Genomic DNA, 16700 nt, shown 5'->3' with positions numbered 1-16700 from the left:
GAGCCCAGCCATGACACCGGCCGATTATACCTTCGTGCTGGGCGCGGCCTTCGTCGCGGCGGCGACACCGGGGCCCGCGACCCTCGCCATTTCGGGAACGGCGATGCAGCGGGGGCGTGCGCACGGCGTCGCACTCGCCGCCGGGGTGCTGACGGGCGGGGTCATGTGGTCGAGCGCCGCCGCGCTCGGTCTCGCGGGGCTGATGGCCGCGAACCCCGCTCTCGTCGGCTGGCTGCGCATCCTGGCGGCGCTCTATCTCGGATGGCTCGCCTGGAAATCCGCGAAGTCGGCGCTGCGCCGCGGCAATCCGCCGGTGCGGGCGTCCGACGCCCGCGCCTTGAAAGGCAGCTACCTGCGCGGCCTCGCTTTGCACCTGACCAATCCCAAGGCGATCTTCTTCTTTGGCGCGCTCTACACTGTCGGCTTGCCGGTCGGCACCTCGGGGCCCGAGCTGGTGTCGGTCGTGGTCCTGATGGCCTCGCTCAGTGCGACGATCTTCTTCGGTTACGCGCTGCTCTTTTCCACGCCGCGCGCACAGGCGGTCTATCTACGGGCGCGACGCTGGATCGAGGGGGCGGTCGCGATCCTCTTCGCGGGGGCTGCGCTGCGCATCCTGCGCACCGGATCGGCCGGATTGTGAGCGGGCGGAGGGCGCGGAGGCTGGCAAAATCTGCCATACGCATGCCATACGCTTTCCATACGCATCGCATACACCGTTTTTCGGAGTTTCCATGATCCTCGGCATCGGTACCGACCTCGCCAATATCGAGCGGATCTCAGGCACGATCGACCGGTTCGGAGAGCGGTTCCTGACCCGTGTCTACACCGAGACCGAACGCCGCAGATCCGACCGCGTCGCCAACCGTGTCGAGAGCTACGCAAAGCGCTGGGCAGCCAAGGAGGCTTGCTCCAAGGCGCTCGGAACCGGCCTGCGGATGGGCATCGCCTGGCGCGACATGGCCGTCTCGAACCTGCGCACGGGCCAGCCGGTCATGCACGTCACGGGCTGGGCCGCCGACCGGCTGGCCTCCATGACGCCGCCGGGTCACGAAGCGATCATCCACGTCACGCTCACCGACGATCACCCCTGGGCCAGCGCCTTCGTCGTCATCGAGGCCCGCCCGGTTCCCGTTGACAATTCCGAGGCCTAGGGCAACAAGCGGGACAGCATTCTTCCCTGCCGACAGGAACTCCGACATGGCCAGCAAGTCCTCCGAAGGCGGCGTCCTCGACACCATCAAGACCGTCGTCTACGCCCTGCTGCTGGCCGGAATCATCCGCACACTGTTCTTCCAGCCGTTCTACATCCCCACCGGCTCGATGAAGCCGACGCTGCTGATCGGCGACTTCCTGTTCGTCAACAAGTTCGCTTATGGCTACTCGCGCCATTCCTGCCCATTCAGCCTGTGCCCGTTCGACGGGCGCATCCTGTTCTCCGAGCCCGAGCGCGGCGACATCGCCGTGTTCCGCCACCCGGTCCTGCGGCAGGACTACATCAAGCGTCTGGTCGGTCTGCCGGGCGATACGATCCAGGTGACCGGCGGCCGACTGGTCATAAACGGCGAGATGCTGCCGCTGGAGCCCGCGGGCACCTTCGACGAGCCCAATATCGCGCAACGCGGGGCGGAGCCGCGCTGCATGGGCGTCGTGGCCGATGGGGCCAACTGCCAAAAGGAACGGTTCGTCGAGACGCTGCCCGATGGCACCGAGCATTACGTGCTGAACTTCCAGGACGGACGGCAGGACGAGACCGGCATCTACACCGTGCCCGAGGATCACTATTTCTTCATGGGCGACAACCGCGACAACTCGGTCGACAGCCGGTTCTTCAGCCGGGCGCAGCTCAACGACAATCGCGACAACCTCGAAGGGTCGATCCCGTTCCACCCCGGCGGGGTCGGGTTCGTGCATCGGGACTTCCTGCTGGGCAAGACCAATCTGGTGGTGTTCTCGGCCGAGGGTCCCTCGCTCTTCCTGCTGTGGAACTGGCGGTTCGATCGCCTTCTCGAATGGGTGGAGTGAGCGGAAAAGCCGCGCGCGCCGCTCTGATGCGCGCGCTGGGTCACGAGTTCGCGAAGCCTGAACTGCTGGAGCGGGCACTGACCCACTCGTCTATCGCGAGCAAGAGCCGCCCGGACAATCAGCGGCTCGAATTTCTGGGCGACCGGGTGCTAGGACTGGTGATCGCCGAGGCGCTGCTAGACGAGGACAAGGACGCGGCGGAGGGGACCATCGCGCCGCGTTTCAACGCGCTCGTGCGCAAGGAGACTTGCGCCGAGATCGCGACGGCCATCGGCATCGGCGAGGCGCTGATCCTCGGCCGGTCCGAGGCGCAGACCGGCGGGCGGCGCAAGACGGCGCTGCTGGGCGATGCGATGGAAGCGGTGATTGCGGCGCTCTATCGCGACGCGGGCATGGACCGGACGCGCGAAATCATCCTGACGCTCTGGGCCGACCGCATCGAAGGCGCGGCCGAGGACGCGCGCGACGCCAAGACGCGACTTCAGGAACTGGCGCAGGCACGCGGGCAGGCGCTGCCCGATTACCGCGTCGTCGACCGGCGCGGCCCGGACCACAAGCCCGTCTTCACGGTGGAGGTGCGGCTGGAGGACGGGGCGAGCGCCAGTGCCGAGGCGTCGAGCAAGCGCGATGCAGAACAGCGCGCGGCCAAGAAACTGCTGAGCGAGGTAGGCGATGACTGAGCAACCGACGACCGAGCAACCGACCCGCGCGGGCTTCGTCGCCCTGATCGGTGAACCCAATGCCGGCAAGTCGACGCTGACCAACGCGCTGGTGGGCGCGAAGATCTCGATCGTCACGCACAAGGTGCAGACGACCCGCGCCCGCATCCGCGGCGTCGCGATGGAAGGGCAGAGCCAGCTGGTGCTGGTCGACACACCGGGCCTGTTCCGCCCGCGCCGTCATCTCGACCGGGCGATGGTCGCCGCCGCGTGGTCGGGCGTGGCCGATGCCGATGTGGTCGTCCTGCTGATCGAGGCCCATCGCGGGCGCACCGATGGCGTGGACGCGATCCTGAAGGCATTGCGGGAGCGGGAGGTGCCGCCCGCGCGCGTCGCACTCGCCATCAACAAGATAGATCGTATCCCGCGCGACAAGCTGCTCGCCCTGACGGCGGAGATGTCCAAGGAGTTCGAGTTCGCGCAGATCTTCATGATCTCTGCCGAGAAGGGCTATGGCGTCGCCGACCTCAAGGCCTGGCTTGCCGCCAGGATGCCCGAGAGCCCGTGGCTCTATCCCGAGGATCAGATCGCCGATCTGCCGATGCGCATGATCGCGGCTGAAATCACGCGCGAGAAGCTGACGCTGCGCCTGCATCAGGAACTGCCCTACCAGCTGACCGTCGAGACCGAGGGCTGGGAGGAGCGCAAGGACGGTTCGGTCAAGATCGATCAGATGATCTACGTTGCCCGCGACGGCCACAAGGGCATCGCGCTGGGACCGAAGGGCGAGACGATCAAGGCGGTCTCGATGGCCGCGCGCGAGGAGCTTGCCGAGTTTCTGGGTCGAAAGGTCCACCTGTTCCTGCAGATCAAGGTCCGGCCGGGCTGGCTGGAGGAATCCGAGCGCTACGACCAGATGGGACTGGATTTCAAGGATGGCCGCTGAGGCGCGCCTGACCTCGGACTTCTGGGTGCGCGCCTATCTGGCGCGACTGCGGCTGGCGGCGATCCCGGCCTTCCTGACGGCGAAGGGCGATCCGACGGCGGGCGCGGTCATCGTCAAGGTCGCGACGCTCGACGGTTACGCGCGGGCTTGGCACCGCAGCTACGACACGGACTTCAACAGGGTCTGGGCGGAACTGATCACTGGACCGGACGCGGAGGTCGAGGCGGAACTTGTACGCCAACGCGCTTACGACCCGGACCTTTGGATAGTCGAAGTCGAGGATCGCGAAGGGCGGCACCTGCTCGACGAGGACGGGTTGCGGTGACGGGCGCGCGCGCATGATCGAGTGGCGCGCCGAGGGCATCCTCCTGTCAAACCGACCGCATGGCGAGGCGGACACCATCGCCGAGGTCCTGACGCGGGACCGGGGCCGTCATGCGGGGGTGATCCGGGGTGGTCAGTCGCGCAAACGGGCCGCGCATCTGCAGCCCGGCGCACAGCTCGATCTGAAATGGCGCGCCCGGATCGAGACGCATATCGGCTCCTTCGTCGCGGAGCCGATCCGCGGGCGGGCCGGTGCGCTGATGAGCGATCGCGCGGCGCTTGCGACGTTGAAATCGGTCACCTCACTCATCGCCGCCGCCGCGCCAGAACGGCAGCCGATGGTCCCGCTCTATGATCGGACGATCGCTCTGTTCGAGCGTATGCTCGCCAGTGGCGACTGGCCTGCCACCTATGTCGCTTGGGAAGCCATGCTGCTGGCCGATCTGGGCTTTGGACTGGATCTGCGCCGCTGCGCGAACGGGGGGCAGGGGCCACTCGCTTTCGTCTCGCCGCGCACGGGTCGCGGGGTCAGCAGGGATGGGGCGGGGGAGTGGGCGGACCGCCTGCTGGTGCTGCCGAGCTTCCTCAACGGTGGCGAAGACGCATCGGCTGCGGATGTGGAGGCGGGGCTCGCGCTGACAGGGCATTTCCTGCACCAGCGGCTGGCCCCCTTACTGCCGCGACCGGCCGCGATCGACGCTCGAGACGCGGCTGCGAGGGCGATCGTCGCCGCGCTCAGCCGAGGGGCAGGAACTCCAGCCTGACGTTGCCCTCGGCATCGCGCACGACCAGTCGGCCATCCTCGATCAGGGCGGAGCGGGCGTCGATCATCGCGATGGCGATCTGTTCCTGCAGAGCGGCCCGTTCGCAATCGGGCAGGCGCGGAACGATGATCGTCTCGACCACGAAGATCGGGCCGGTGCCGTAGTAGTTTCCGCGAATCGAATGGCACGGTCCCATGCCGTCGATCTGGCCGCCGGACAGGTCGACCTCCATCACACGTCCGACCAACTGCCCGTTCAGCGTGGTCAGCGTCCAGTCGGTGTCACTGATCTCATCCGGGATCGCGGCACGGCGCGCCAGCTCGGCGGCGCGGGCGGCTTCGGCTTCCGCCGCGTCCTGGGCGGCGCGCGGCGGGGCGGGGCGGCCTGCTGGGATGGCTGGCACGATTTCGTCGGGCGGGCCGGAGGCGCAGGCGCTCAGGACCACGAGAAGGGGCAGGAGGGTCAGCCGCATGAAGAATGTCTGTCCGGGTGCGTGTCAGGTGCCGACAGGACTAGCCTGCCGAACCCTTCGTCGCAACGGCTCACTTCTGATGTGTGTCGATCAGGCGGCGTGCGATGACGTGCGCCTGGATCTCCGCCGCGCCCTCGAAGATGTTGAGGATGCGCGCATCGCACAGCACGCGGCTGATCGGATATTCCATCGCGAAGCCGTTGCCGCCGTGGATCTGCACGCCGTTGTCGGCGGCGGCCCAGGCGACGCGCGCGCCCAGCAGCTTGGCCATTCCCGCCTCCAGATCGCAGCGGCGCTCGGCATCCTTTTCGCGTGCGGAGAAATAGGTCAGCTGACGGGCGACCATGATCTCGACCGCCATCATCGCGAGCTTGGCGTAGACACGCGGCTTTTCGGCCAGCGGAGCCCCGAAGGCGATCCGGTCGAGCGCGTATTGCAAGGAGAGGTCGAGCGCGTTCTGCGCCACGCCGATGGCACGGGCCGCGGTCTGGATGCGCGCACTCTCGAAGGTGCGCATAAGCTGCCGAAAGCCCTGACCTTCCTTGCCGCCGAGCAACGCATCGCCGCCGACGCGGTGATCGTCGAGCGCGAGGGTGTATTCCTTCATCCCGCGATAACCCAGAACCTCGATCTCCCCGCCCGCGATGGTGGCGTCGGGGAAGGGTTCAGCATCCGTGCCGCGGGTCTTGGGCGCGAGGAACATGGACAGGCCCGCATAATTGTCCGTCGCGGGATCGGTGCGGGCCAGTACCGTCATCAGATCGGTGCGACCGCCATGCGTGATCCAGGTCTTGTTGCCGCGCAGGACCCAGTCGTCGCCATCGCGCACCGCGCGGGTCTTGAGCGCGCCGAGGTCGGAGCCGGTATTGGGCTCGGTGAAGACGGCGGTGGGCAGGGTTTCGCCGCTCGCGATCTTCGGCAGCCACTCGGCCTTTTGCGCATCGGTGCCGCCGCACAGGATCAGCTCGGCGGCTATCTCCGACCGGGTGCCCAGCGAGCCGACCCCGATATAGCCGCGGCTCAATTCCTCGGAGACGACGCACATCGCCGTCTTACCGAGGCCGAATCCGCCATGCTCCTCCGGGATGGTCAGGCCGAAGACACCCATCTCGGACATTTCCTCGATGATCTCCATCGGGATCAGCGCGTCCTTTAGGTGCCATTCATGCGCATCGGGCAGGACGCGATTCTCGGCGAAGCGGCGGAACTGCTCGCGGATCATCTCGAATTCCTCGTCGAGACCCGTCGCGCCGTAGCTCGCGACGCCCTGCCGCTCGATCATCAGGGTGACGAGCCGCTGGCGTGCCGCATCGGTATTGCTGCCGATGAGAGTGGCGATCGGTTCAGGCAAGGTCAGGTCGAGCTCGGCGATCCGGAAGATCTCGCCTTGGCTCATGGGAATGCCGCCCTGCAGCTGCGCGGCATACTCTCCCAGCGCGATCGCGAGGATCAGATTCTCGATCTCACCGAACGCACCGGCCCGCTCCAGCCGCTCGGCCCAGGCGACCATCTGTTCGAGCGCCTCGCAATAGGTCGCGACCCAACCGGTACCGTGTGCGGCGTATTGCACCGCATCCACACCGGCCTCGGCGCTCATTTCGGCGAGCTTGGCCACGGCGTCGGCGCGAAGTTCACGCAGCGCGGGAACGGCGGCGCGGCCCTTTGAAAGAAGGGCGTCGGGCGTCTGGGCGAGGTCTTTCATCGGTCTCTCCACGAGCGTTTCGCGTTTCGGCCACGCGTAGTGTGCAACTGCGAGGGACCCTAGATGGGCAGGCGGAGAGGGTCAAGTTCACCGCGCAACAATCGTTCGCGACGTCACGCCGCATGGATCGGAAATTAGTCTGACCGGTGAGGGCCGAGGATACGTTTGCAACCCGGTCAGGCGCATGCCAGCAAGGCTCATGGATTTCTTTGCGCCCCTGCTCGCCACCTTTCCAGTCGAATTGCTGATCCTCGCCGCGCTCATCATGTTCGTCGCGGGCTTCGTCAAGGGCGCCGTCGGATTCGCGCTGCCCATGGTCGCGGTCAGCGGGATCGGATCGTTGGTGCCGGGCGCCGTGGCCGTGGCCGCGCTCATGCTGCCGGCGCTGCTGACCAATGTCTGGCAGGCGCTGCGGGACGGACCGCGCAATGCCTGGGCCAGCTTCCAGGCCTTTCGCGGCTACGTGATTCTGATCGTGGTCGTCATGGGTTTGGTCGCGCCCCTGGTCAGCGTGCTGCCTGCGCGCGTGCTGTTCCTGGTCCTGGGGGCAGGCGTCACGGGCTTTGCGGCGATCCAGTTGGCAGGCTGGCGTCCGTCGGCGGCGCTTGCACGACGGCGGAGCGCGATGGTCGGATCGGGCATCCTTGCCGGTATCTTCGGCGGTCTGGCCGCCGTCACCGGCCCTCCGGTCGTGCTCTACATGTTGGCGCGGGGTGTTCCCAAGGTGGAGCAGGTGCGCATTCAGGGCGTGATCTTCCTGCTTGGGCTATGCGTGGTGACGCTGGTGCACGGAGCGACCGGCGTGCTCGACGAGGTGACACTGCCGTTGTCGGTTCTGCTGATCCTGCCGGCCTTCGCCGGGATGGGGCTGGGGCTGTGGGTGCAAGACCGGATGGCGCAGGAGGCGTTCCGGCGTGCAACGCTCGTTGTGCTGGTTCTGGCGGGGCTGAACCTGCTGCGGCGCGGTATCATGGGGTGAGAAGATGCAACTGACCGGAATCGATCATGTCGTCCTGACGGTGCGGGACATCGAGGCTGCCGTGGCGTTCTACGAACGGGTGCTCGGTGCCGAGGTCGAGACCTTCGGCGGTGGGCGCAAGGCGCTCAAGATCGGGAGCCAGAAGATCAACCTGCAGACGCTCGGGCAGGAGACGCGCAATCATGCCGCGATCGGCTGCGGCGACGTGTGTCTTCTCACCAGCCTGTCATCTGATGCGGTGGTGTCCCGGCTGCACCGGGAGAGCGTCGAGGTCGTGGAAGGGCCGGTGGCCAAGACCGGAGCGCGCGGGCCGATCTCGTCGGTCTATTTCAACGACCCGGACGGAAACCTGATCGAGATCGCGTCCTACGATTGAAGCGGCCCGCCCCGGTTGCAGGGGCGGGCCGGCAGCTCAACAGAATTCGACCGCAGCCTTGCGCTCGGCCTTCACGTCGAAGCGGTCGAGCATCATCACCTTGTGCCAGGCCTTCACGAAATCGGCGATCAGGCGGCTTTCGCCATCCGCGCCCGCGTAGAACTCGGCGATCTGGCGCAGTTCGGTGTTGGAGCCGAAGATCAGATCGCAGCGGGTCGCTGTCCATTTCGTCTGGCCGGTCTTGCGCTCGACGAGGTCGAAGCGCGTCTCGGCCTCGTCATGCGGACGCCAGTCAAGGTCGGGCGAGACGAGCTCGGCGAAGAAGTCGTTGCTGAGCACGCCCTTGCGCTCGGTGAAGACGCCGAGGTCGGAGCCGTCCCAGTTCTGGTCGAGCACGCGCAGTCCGGCGGTCAGGACGGCCCATTCGGGAGCCGTGAGCTTCATGAGCGCCGCCCTGTCGAGGAACAGCCGTTCCGGAGAGACCTTGTAGCCTGGCGCCTCGTCCACGTAGTTGCGGAAACCGTCGACAACGGGGCGCAGCCATTCGAAGCTCTCCTCGTCGGTCCATTCGGGCGTGGCGTCGGTGCGGCCGGGGACGAAGGGGACCTCGACCTCGTGGCCGCCATCGGCCGCTGCCTTTTCCACTGCGGCACAGCCGCCGAGAACGATGAGGTCGGCCATCGAGATCTTGGTGGCCCCTTCACCGTCGAAGCTCGACTTAAGTTCCTCAAGCTTGCCCAGCACGCGTTCCAGGCGTTCGGGATCGTTGACCGCCCAGCCGCGTTGCGGAGCGAGTTGGACACGCGCGCCGTTGGCACCGCCGCGCTTGTCGCTGTCGCGATAGGTCGAGGCGGAGGCCCAGGCAGCGCCCACCAGATCGCGGACGCTCAGGCCGGAGGCGAGCACGTCCCGTTTCAGCCGCGCGATCTGGTCGGCATCGACGAGCGGGTGATCGACCTCGGGGGTCGGATCCTGCCAGATGAACTTGCCGCCCTGATCCGGGCCGAGCCAGCGCGAGGTCGGGCCGAGGTCGCGGTGGATTAGCTTGTGCCAGGCTTTCGAGAAGGCTTCGGTGAAGTAGTCGAAATCGGCCAGGAACTTCTCGCAGACCTTGCGGTACTCGGGGTCGACCTTGAAGGCGATGTCCGTGGTCATCATCATCAGCGGGTTCATCTTGCCCTCGATATGCGCGTCGGGGGTCTTGGGCGCATCGGGGTCCTTCGGCGTCCACTGGAGCGAGCCTGCCGGGCTCTTCGTCTGCTCCCACTCGAACTTGAAGAGGTTGGTGAGGTAATCGTTGTCCCAGCGGGTCGGGTTCGGGGTCCAGGACCCCTCGATCCCATTGGTCATCGTGTATTCCGCGTTGCCGGTGCCGACGGGGTTGCTCCACCCCATGCCGGCTTCGCTCATCCTCGCGATCTCGGGCGCGCCGCCGATCTTGTCGGCGGGTACGGCGCCGTGCGACTTGCCGAACGCATGGCCCCCGGCGACGAGGGCGACCGTCTCCTCGTCGTTCATTGCCATGCGGGCGAACGTCTCACGGATGTCGCGGGCAGCATCCATCGGATCGCCATTGCCGTTCGGGCCTTCGGGATCGACATAGATCAGCGACTGGTGGGAGGCCGCGAGCGGGTTTTCGAGGTCGTAATAGTCCTCCTTGACGTCACCCTCCCAGCGGATGCCGCGGTGGACCATGTCGCCGGGATGGCCGAGCTTGGGGTCGGCGGGCACCTCGGTCGGGGCCTTGCCGTCCCAGCCTTCGGGGCCCCAATAGGTTCCGCGATCCGCCTCCCACGCATCCTCGCGGCCGAAGGCGAAGCCCTGCAGCGGCAGGCCCATATCCTCCAGCGCGACGGTGCCCGCGAGCATCATCAGATCGGCCCAGGAGACCTTGGAGCCGTATTTCAGCTTGATCGGCAGCAGCAGGCGGCGCGACTTGTCGGTATTGCCGTTGTCCCACCAAGAGTTGATGGGGGCGAAACGCTGCATGCCTTCCGCAGAGCCGCCGCGCCCGTCGGCAATCCGGTAGGTGCCCGCGGAGTGCCAGGTCATCCGGTTCATCTGCGGGCCGTAATGGCCGTAGTCCGACGGCCACCAGTCGACCGAGCTGTGCAGGAACTGGCGGATATCCTCCTTCAGCGCCTCGTAGTCGAGGCTCTCGATCGCTTCGGCATAGTCGAAATCACGGCCCAGCGGATTGGACTGCGGCGCATCCTGATTGAGAAGTTCGACCTTCAGCCGGTTCGGCCACCAGTGATCAAGCTGCGGCTCGGACCCTTGCGCGCCCCCGATACGGGTTCCGCGGAACGGGCAGGTGCCCTTCGTGGCTGCATGTTCGGTCATGGGGCGTACTCCTGTCATCTGCCGTTGGCCGCTTGGGGCCGTCTGGGCAGCAGATAGGACAGGAGTGGGCGGGAACGAGTTGCCATCCGGCACGAACCGCCAAGGAGAGGAGGGCGCATCGTCGCAGGACGCGCCCTCCGCCGTGTCGATCAGGCAGCCGTGACGGCGATCTGCATCACGTCGTCACCGACATGCGCTTCGTATTGCGCGAAATTGTCGGCGAACATGCCGGCCAGCTTGGCCGCCTGCGCGTCATAGGCATCCTTGTCGTCCCAGGTCCGGCGCGGGTGAAGGAGGATGTCCGACACCCCATCGACCGAAACGGGGACCTCGAAGCCGAAATTCTCGTCCGTGCGGTACTCCGCATCGTCGAGCCGCCCGCTCAGCGCCGCGGTCAGCAGCGAGCGTGTGGCCCGGATCGGCATGCGCGAGCCCGTGCCGTAGGCGCCACCCGTCCAGCCGGTGTTCACCAGCCAGCACGTCGCGCCGTGCTGGGCGATCTTGTCGCGCAGCAGTGCGCCGTAGACCTCCGGGCGACGCGGCATGAAGGGTGCGCCGAAGCAGGTGGAGAAGGTCGGCGACGGCTCGGTTACGCCCTTCTCCGTGCCGGCCACCTTGGACGTGAAGCCCGACAGGAAGTGGTACATGGCCTGCGCAGGCGTCAGCCGCGCGATCGGCGGCAGCACGCCGAACGCGTCGCAGGTCAGCATGACGACGTGCCGGGGCATTCCGCCGCGGGCCGTCTCGGAGGCGTTCGGGATGTAGTCGAGCGGGTAGGCGCAGCGCATGTTCGGCGTCAGGCTGTCATCCTTGAAGTCGAGCTCCTTGGTGTGCGGATCGAACACCATGTTCTCGATCACCGTCCCGAACATCGAGGTGGTGTTGTAGATCTCGGGCTCGGCCTCGGCGCTGAGACCAATTGTCTTGGCATAGCAGCCACCCTCGAAGTTGAAGGTGCCGGTGTCCGACCATCCGTGCTCGTCATCGCCGATCAGCACGCGGCCCGGATCGGCGCTAAGCGTGGTCTTGCCGGTGCCGGACAGGCCGAAGAAGACGGCGACGTCATGCGCGTCCTTCTGGGCATGGTTGGCCGAGCAGTGCATCGGCATCACGCCTTTCTCCGGCAGGAGGTAGTTCAGAAGCGTGAAGACGCTCTTCTTGTTCTCGCCCGCATAGGAGGTGCCGCCGATCAGGATCAGCTTCTTCTCGAAGCTCAGCGCGATCACCGTTTCGGACCGGCAGCCATGCCGTTCGGGATCGGCCTTGAAGCTGGGGCAGTTGAGAATCGTGTATTCGGGGGCGAAGGCTTCGAGCTCATCCAGTTCGGGGCGGCGCAGCAGGTGCCGGATGAACAGGTTGTGCCACGCGAGCTCGGTGATGACCCGGACATTGAGCCGATGCTCGGGGTCGGCACCGGCATAGAGATCCTGCACGAACAGCTCGCCCTCCCGGACATGAGCGAGCATGTCGGAGTGCAGCCGGTCGAACGCGTCGCGCGCCATCGGAGGGTTGTTCTCCCACCAGATCGAGTCCTTCACCGACGGCTCGTCGACGACGAACTTGTCCTTGGGCGAGCGTCCGGTGTGCTTGCCGGTGGAGACGAGGAACGCGCCCCCTTGACCCAGCGAGCCTTCGTCGCGCTCCAGCGCCTCTTCGATCAGCGCGGGCTCCAGCAGGTTGTAATGAACGCGTGCGACCCCTTCGATGCCGGTTTTGTCGAGGGTTTGTGCAGGGTTGACCTTGCCCGTCTCCATCTGGACTGAGCTCCCGAATGAGGCGCGCGGGATACTGTGGCGGCGCGCGCCTGTGTCTTATCGTGCCCCCTATGCTGTGGAAGGGCCAGTTCCACGGGCGATGGCGCCTTGCGAGGGGCGGTGACACGCACTCCTTACCGAGACAATTTTCGCAAATCCAGTCCGCATATTTTGGTATTTTATTCCGCAAGCGGTTTGAATCGTATCATCGGCTGCGTTCAGTTGCGTTGGAATGTCGCGCGCGGTAGCACTATTGCAGCAAGGCAACAGGCCGGTCAGTGGGGGCTTACCTATGCAACGCATCACCTTGGTGGACGATGACCGCAACATCCTGACATCCGTCTCGATGGTGTTGGAGGCGGAGGGATTCGAGGTCCGGACCTTCAGCGACGGCGCGGCGGCTCTACCGGCCCTGTCCGAAGGAGATACCGACCTCGCGGTGCTCGACATCAAGATGCCGCGGATGGACGGCATGGAATTGCTCCGCAGGCTGCGCCAGAAGAACGACCTCCCCGTCATCTTCCTGACCTCGAAGGACGAGGAAATCGACGAGGTGCTGGGTTTGCGCATGGGTGCGGACGATTACGTGCGCAAGCCGTTTTCTCAACGACTGCTTCTGGAGCGGATCCGCGCGGTGCTCAGGCGCCGGGCGGCACGTGCCGAACCGGAGAGCGAGGAGGAGGCCGACACGACCATGCAGCGGGGCAAGCTGATGATGAACAGCCTGCGCCATACCGTGACCTGGGATGGCAATCCGATCTCGCTGACCGTGACCGAGTTCCTGATCCTCGAGGCGCTGGCCCAGCGTCCGGGTTTCGTCAAGAACCGGGATCAGCTGATGGATGCGGCCTACGATGATCAGGTCTATGTCGACGACCGGACCATCGACAGTCACATCAAGCGCGTGCGCAAGAAGTTCAAGAAGGTCGACGACAGCTTCGCATCCATCGAAACGCTCTACGGTGTCGGCTATCGGTACACCGAGGTCTGACGGTGTCGGCGGGCAATTTGCAGGGGCTCGATCACGGGCGCGTGCTGTCGAAGGACCATGCCGCGCGTGCACGGGCAGCCGCCGAGGAGGATCATCTCTATTCCAGTTCGCCGATCGCCCGTCGCATCGTGCTGTTCAACCTCTTGGCCCAGGCATTTCTCGTCATCGGGATCCTCTTCCTCAGCCGTTTCGAAAGCTCACTGGTGGATATGAGGGCCGAGGCCCTCGCCCGCGATGCCGCGCTGATCGCTGAGACCATCGACCAATTCGCGCTCGATACAGAAAGCGGTTCGATCAATATCGGGCAAGCCCGCGCCATCGTCACGCGAATCGGCCGGGTGTCCGCGTCGCGGGTACGTCTCTTCGATACGGATGCGCGCACCATCGCGGACACGCGTGAAGCGCGCCCCGACGGCGACGGGGTGCCCGTTCCATCCGAAGCACCGCGTCCCACCTATATCTACGACCAGGTCATCGATCGGCTGGCAGCCCTCACCCGGCGCGGCGACGTCGCGCAGGAAGCCGTTCTGTCCCGCGCACAGCTGGACAAGGCGGTGGCGGATGCCCTGTCGGGCGTCACCTCGCAGGTCGTGAGCGGAGACGCGTCCGGGAACTACCGACTGACCCTCGCCCTTCCCTTGGCCGTGCGAGGGGCGCCCGTCGGGGCGTTGGTCCTGTCGACGCGCGCGGGCGATATTCCCGAGCTCGTCAGCCGCGAGCGTAGACAGCTGATGACGGTCTTCCTGCTGGCCTTGACCGTGTCCATCGGCCTCTCGGTCGTGCTGGCGAACTCGATCGCGCGCCCGCTCAGGGTCCTCGCCAACGCGGCGCAGGCGGCCAGCCGCTCGACTCGGGACATGGCACCCGAACGGATCAGTTTTCCCGACCTGACCGGCCGTCCCGACGAGATCGGCAACCTGAGCAGGGCGCTGATCCTGATGACGCAGGCCTTGTACGAGCGGATCGAGGCCAATGAGGTCTTTGCAGCGGATGTCGCCCATGAGATCAAGAATCCGCTCACATCGCTGAGATCGGCGGTGGAAACGATGGAGTACGCGAAGACGGATGAGCAACGCGCGAGGTTGCTCGGTGTCATCGCGAAGGATGTCCAGCGCCTCGACAGGCTGGTGACGGATATTTCGAACGCTTCTCGGCTCGACAGCGAACTCGTGCGCGAGGAGATGGAGCCGTTCGATCTCGCCGCGCTGGCGAGTTCGCTGGTCTCGTACAATCAGGACCTCGCCGCCGATGGCGGGGTTACGCTGCAGGCGAAATCGCCCGATCGGCCGGTCATGGTGCCTGGCCTCGAAGGCCGCCTGGCTCAGGTCATCGTCAATTTGATCACGAACGCGATCAGCTTCACGCCTCCGGACGGTACCGTGTCCGTCGAGGTGTCCGAGGATGACGAAGTCGCGGTGATCCGGGTCGAGGATACGGGTCCGGGCATCCCGCCGGAAAATCTCGAGGATGTCTTCAGCCGCTTTTATTCGGAACGTCCCGGACAGGAGTTCGGGAATCATAGCGGCCTGGGACTAGCCATCTCCAAGCAGATCGTCGAAGCGCATGGCGGCACCATCCGTGCAGCCAACCGCATGGATGAGGCCGGATCCATTCTGGGCGCGCGGTTCACCGTGCGCCTTCCCAAGTGAGCCTCCATGCAACCGCCGTCGCCGGTCGGAAGCGGGGCCTGATCATCGTTGGCGCGGCGGGCAGCGGCAAGTCGAGCCTGGCGCTCGATCTCGTGTCGCGCGGCTGCCGTCTGATCGCGGATGACAGGGTCATTCTCGAAGCCGAGGCAGGGCGGCTCGTCGCCTCGCCGCCATCGACCCTCCGCGGGCGGATCGAACTGCGCGGCATCGGCATCGGGAGGGTAGGGGCTGTGACCACGGGTATTCACCTCTGCGTCGACCTCGATGAGATCCCGGACGGACGCCAACCGCCGCAAAGCGATTGGACGGCCTGCGGCATCACGTTGCGACGATTGCCCGCACGGGGCGTTGTCGGGCTGGCCGCCACCCTCCATCTATGGCTGGACGGATCGCTCGATTTCGAGGAGCAGACATGACCGCAGTCGCCAACCGCAATCCCATCGTGATCGTGACCGGGCCGTCGGGGGCGGGACGGACGACGGCGATCCGGGCGCTGCAGGATCTGCGCTACGAAACCATCGACAACCTGCCGCTGTCGCTGATCCGGCAGGTCGCGCAGGGCGGGGCCGCGACAGGGCCCTTGGCTATCGGGGTGGACGTCCGCACACGGGGTTTCTCGGCCAGCAACATGATCTGGCTGACCGAGTGGATGCAGACCGAGCCCGACATCGCAGGCCGTCTGCTCTATCTCGACTGCGCGCCGGACGTGCTGCTGCGTCGGTTCTCGGAGACCCGGCGCCGGCATCCGCTCGAAGCCGAGGCGCCGGCCGTCGCGATCGAGCAGGAGATCGACCTGCTCCGCGGACTGCGGGATCGCGCGGATGTGGTCATCGACACCACCGATCTGACCCCCCACGATCTGAAGGCGGAGATCGCCCGGTGGTTCGGGCCGCAGGGACAGGACGGTTTGTCCGTCAGCGTCCAGTCCTTCAGCTACAAGCGCGGTGTTCCGCAAGGGCTCGACATGGTGCTCGATTGCCGCTTCCTGCAAAATCCCCACTGGGTTCCTGAGCTGCGAGATCTGACGGGGCTGAACGAAGCCGTGGCCGCGCATGTCGCGGCCGATCCGCGGCACGATGCCTTCATCGAACGTGTGAACGACCTTCTCGAGCTCCTGATCCCGGCATATCGCGACGAGGGCAAATCCTATTTCTCGCTCGGGTTCGGATGTACCGGAGGGCAACACCGCTCGGTCTACATGGCCGAGACGCTCGGCAAGAGGCTTGCGGAGGATGGTGCGCGCGTGTCTATTCGGCACAGGGAACTGACCCGGCGCGGATTGGGGCTGCGCGACGGGAAGCGAGAGGTGGCACCGGATTGATCGGTATCGTGATCGTGGCTCATGGCGGGCTGGCGCGGGAATACCTGGCAGCGCTCGAACATGTGGTCGGGCCGCTCGAAGGCGTGCGAGCGGTTTCGGTCGGCCCCGAAGACAAGCTCGATCTGTGCCAGGCCCAGATACGCGATGCGGTAGCGCAGGTGGATCGCGGGGATGGCGTCGTGATGGTGACGGACCTCTTCGGATCGACCCCATCCAATCTGGCCATGAAGGCCTGTGACAGGTCCGGGATGGACGTGCTGTGGGGAGCGAACATGCCGATGCTCGTCCAACTCGCCAAATCCCGCCATCTGTCGCGCCACGATGCTTTGAATGCGGCGCTTCACGCGGGCCGCCGATATCTCGACGCGCGCGAGGGTCGCCAGGTGGCGGCGCAGTAG

Annotated in this window: 18 protein-coding genes; 14 read left to right on the top strand and 4 right to left on the bottom strand. The window is 66.0% G+C overall.

Annotated features, from left to right (window positions below; translation table 11 throughout):
- Window positions 1-10 precede the first annotated feature (10 nt).
- The 7 genes from RX333_RS09820 (at window position 11) to recO (ending at window position 4715) form a co-directional block, all read left to right on the top strand.
- Entirely contained in the window at window positions 11-640 is a 630-nt protein-coding gene (locus RX333_RS09820; protein ID WP_316014758.1) for a LysE family translocator, read from the top strand.
- Between the two features lie 91 nt (window positions 641-731).
- Complete coding sequence (gene acpS / locus RX333_RS09815) at window positions 732-1151, top strand: holo-ACP synthase (protein WP_316014757.1); 420 nt, start codon at window positions 732-734, stop codon at window positions 1149-1151.
- 46 nt (window positions 1152-1197) lie between these two features.
- Window positions 1198-2022, top strand: a complete 825-nt coding sequence (gene lepB, locus RX333_RS09810) for a signal peptidase I (RefSeq protein WP_316014756.1) — start codon at window positions 1198-1200, stop codon at window positions 2020-2022.
- Window positions 2019-2702 carry a ribonuclease III gene (gene rnc / locus RX333_RS09805; RefSeq protein WP_410056063.1) on the top strand — a complete coding sequence of 228 codons (684 nt, stop codon included), beginning with the start codon at window positions 2019-2021 and terminating at the stop codon, window positions 2700-2702. Before lepB ends, rnc begins: the two co-directional genes overlap by 4 nt.
- Window positions 2695-3627 (top strand): GTPase Era, encoded by a 933-nt coding sequence (gene era, locus RX333_RS09800; protein ID WP_316014755.1) that lies wholly within the window; start codon window positions 2695-2697, stop codon window positions 3625-3627. The genes rnc and era overlap by 8 nt, the downstream gene beginning before the upstream one ends.
- Window positions 3617-3952, top strand: coding sequence for a DUF1491 family protein (locus RX333_RS09795; RefSeq protein WP_316014754.1), 336 nt, complete (start codon window positions 3617-3619; stop codon window positions 3950-3952). The genes era and RX333_RS09795 overlap by 11 nt, the downstream gene beginning before the upstream one ends.
- 13 nt (window positions 3953-3965) lie before the next feature.
- Window positions 3966-4715 carry a DNA repair protein RecO gene (gene recO, locus RX333_RS09790; RefSeq protein WP_316014753.1) on the top strand — a complete coding sequence of 250 codons (750 nt, stop codon included), beginning with the start codon at window positions 3966-3968 and terminating at the stop codon, window positions 4713-4715.
- Here recO and RX333_RS09785 read toward each other — a convergent pair.
- A complete protein-coding gene (locus tag RX333_RS09785; protein WP_316014752.1) occupies window positions 4687-5187 on the bottom strand; it encodes a hypothetical protein in 501 nt (166 codons plus the stop codon). The two genes, recO and RX333_RS09785, sit on opposite strands and share 29 nt — an antisense overlap.
- Window positions 5188-5257: 70 nt before the next feature.
- On the bottom strand, window positions 5258-6889 hold the full coding sequence (locus RX333_RS09780; RefSeq protein ID WP_316014751.1) for an acyl-CoA dehydrogenase family protein: 1632 nt from the start codon (window positions 6887-6889) through the stop codon (window positions 5258-5260).
- Between the two features lie 199 nt (window positions 6890-7088).
- On the opposite strand from RX333_RS09780, the gene RX333_RS09775 reads away from it, so the two are divergent.
- On the top strand, window positions 7089-7868 hold the full coding sequence (locus RX333_RS09775; protein WP_316014750.1) for a sulfite exporter TauE/SafE family protein: 780 nt from the start codon (window positions 7089-7091) through the stop codon (window positions 7866-7868).
- A gap of 4 nt (window positions 7869-7872) precedes the next feature.
- Window positions 7873-8244 carry a VOC family protein gene (locus tag RX333_RS09770; protein ID WP_316014749.1) on the top strand — a complete coding sequence of 124 codons (372 nt, stop codon included), beginning with the start codon at window positions 7873-7875 and terminating at the stop codon, window positions 8242-8244.
- Between the two features lie 36 nt (window positions 8245-8280).
- Here RX333_RS09770 and katG read toward each other — a convergent pair whose 3' ends face one another.
- Window positions 8281-10587 carry a catalase/peroxidase HPI gene (gene katG, locus RX333_RS09765; protein ID WP_316014748.1) on the bottom strand — a complete coding sequence of 769 codons (2307 nt, stop codon included), beginning with the start codon at window positions 10585-10587 and terminating at the stop codon, window positions 8281-8283.
- Between the two features lie 149 nt (window positions 10588-10736).
- On the bottom strand, window positions 10737-12341 hold the full coding sequence (locus RX333_RS09760) for a phosphoenolpyruvate carboxykinase (protein ID WP_316014747.1): 1605 nt from the start codon (window positions 12339-12341) through the stop codon (window positions 10737-10739).
- A gap of 292 nt (window positions 12342-12633) precedes the next feature.
- Between RX333_RS09760 and RX333_RS09755 the strand changes: the two genes are divergently transcribed.
- The 5 genes from RX333_RS09755 to RX333_RS09735 are packed head-to-tail and all read left to right on the top strand — an operon-like array spanning window position 12634 to window position 16700.
- Complete coding sequence (locus RX333_RS09755; protein WP_316014746.1) at window positions 12634-13332, top strand: response regulator transcription factor; 699 nt, start codon at window positions 12634-12636, stop codon at window positions 13330-13332.
- Window positions 13333-13334: 2 nt separating this feature from the next.
- A complete protein-coding gene (locus tag RX333_RS09750; RefSeq protein ID WP_316014745.1) occupies window positions 13335-14981 on the top strand; it encodes an ATP-binding protein in 1647 nt (548 codons plus the stop codon).
- Entirely contained in the window at window positions 14978-15397 is a 420-nt protein-coding gene (locus RX333_RS09745) for an HPr kinase/phosphatase C-terminal domain-containing protein (protein WP_316014744.1), read from the top strand. Before RX333_RS09750 ends, RX333_RS09745 begins: the two co-directional genes overlap by 4 nt.
- Window positions 15394-16302, top strand: a complete 909-nt coding sequence (rapZ, locus tag RX333_RS09740; protein WP_316014743.1) for an RNase adapter RapZ — start codon at window positions 15394-15396, stop codon at window positions 16300-16302. Before RX333_RS09745 ends, rapZ begins: the two co-directional genes overlap by 4 nt.
- On the top strand, window positions 16299-16700 hold the full coding sequence (locus tag RX333_RS09735) for a PTS fructose transporter subunit IIA (RefSeq protein WP_316014742.1): 402 nt from the start codon (window positions 16299-16301) through the stop codon (window positions 16698-16700). Before rapZ ends, RX333_RS09735 begins: the two co-directional genes overlap by 4 nt.

Origin of the sequence: Roseobacter sp. HKCCA0434, assembly GCF_032464675.1 — a bacterium.
GTDB lineage: Bacteria > Pseudomonadota > Alphaproteobacteria > Rhodobacterales > Rhodobacteraceae > Pontivivens.
Note: the sequence above shows the minus strand (reverse complement) of the source record. Positions and strands in the feature narration are given on the sequence as shown.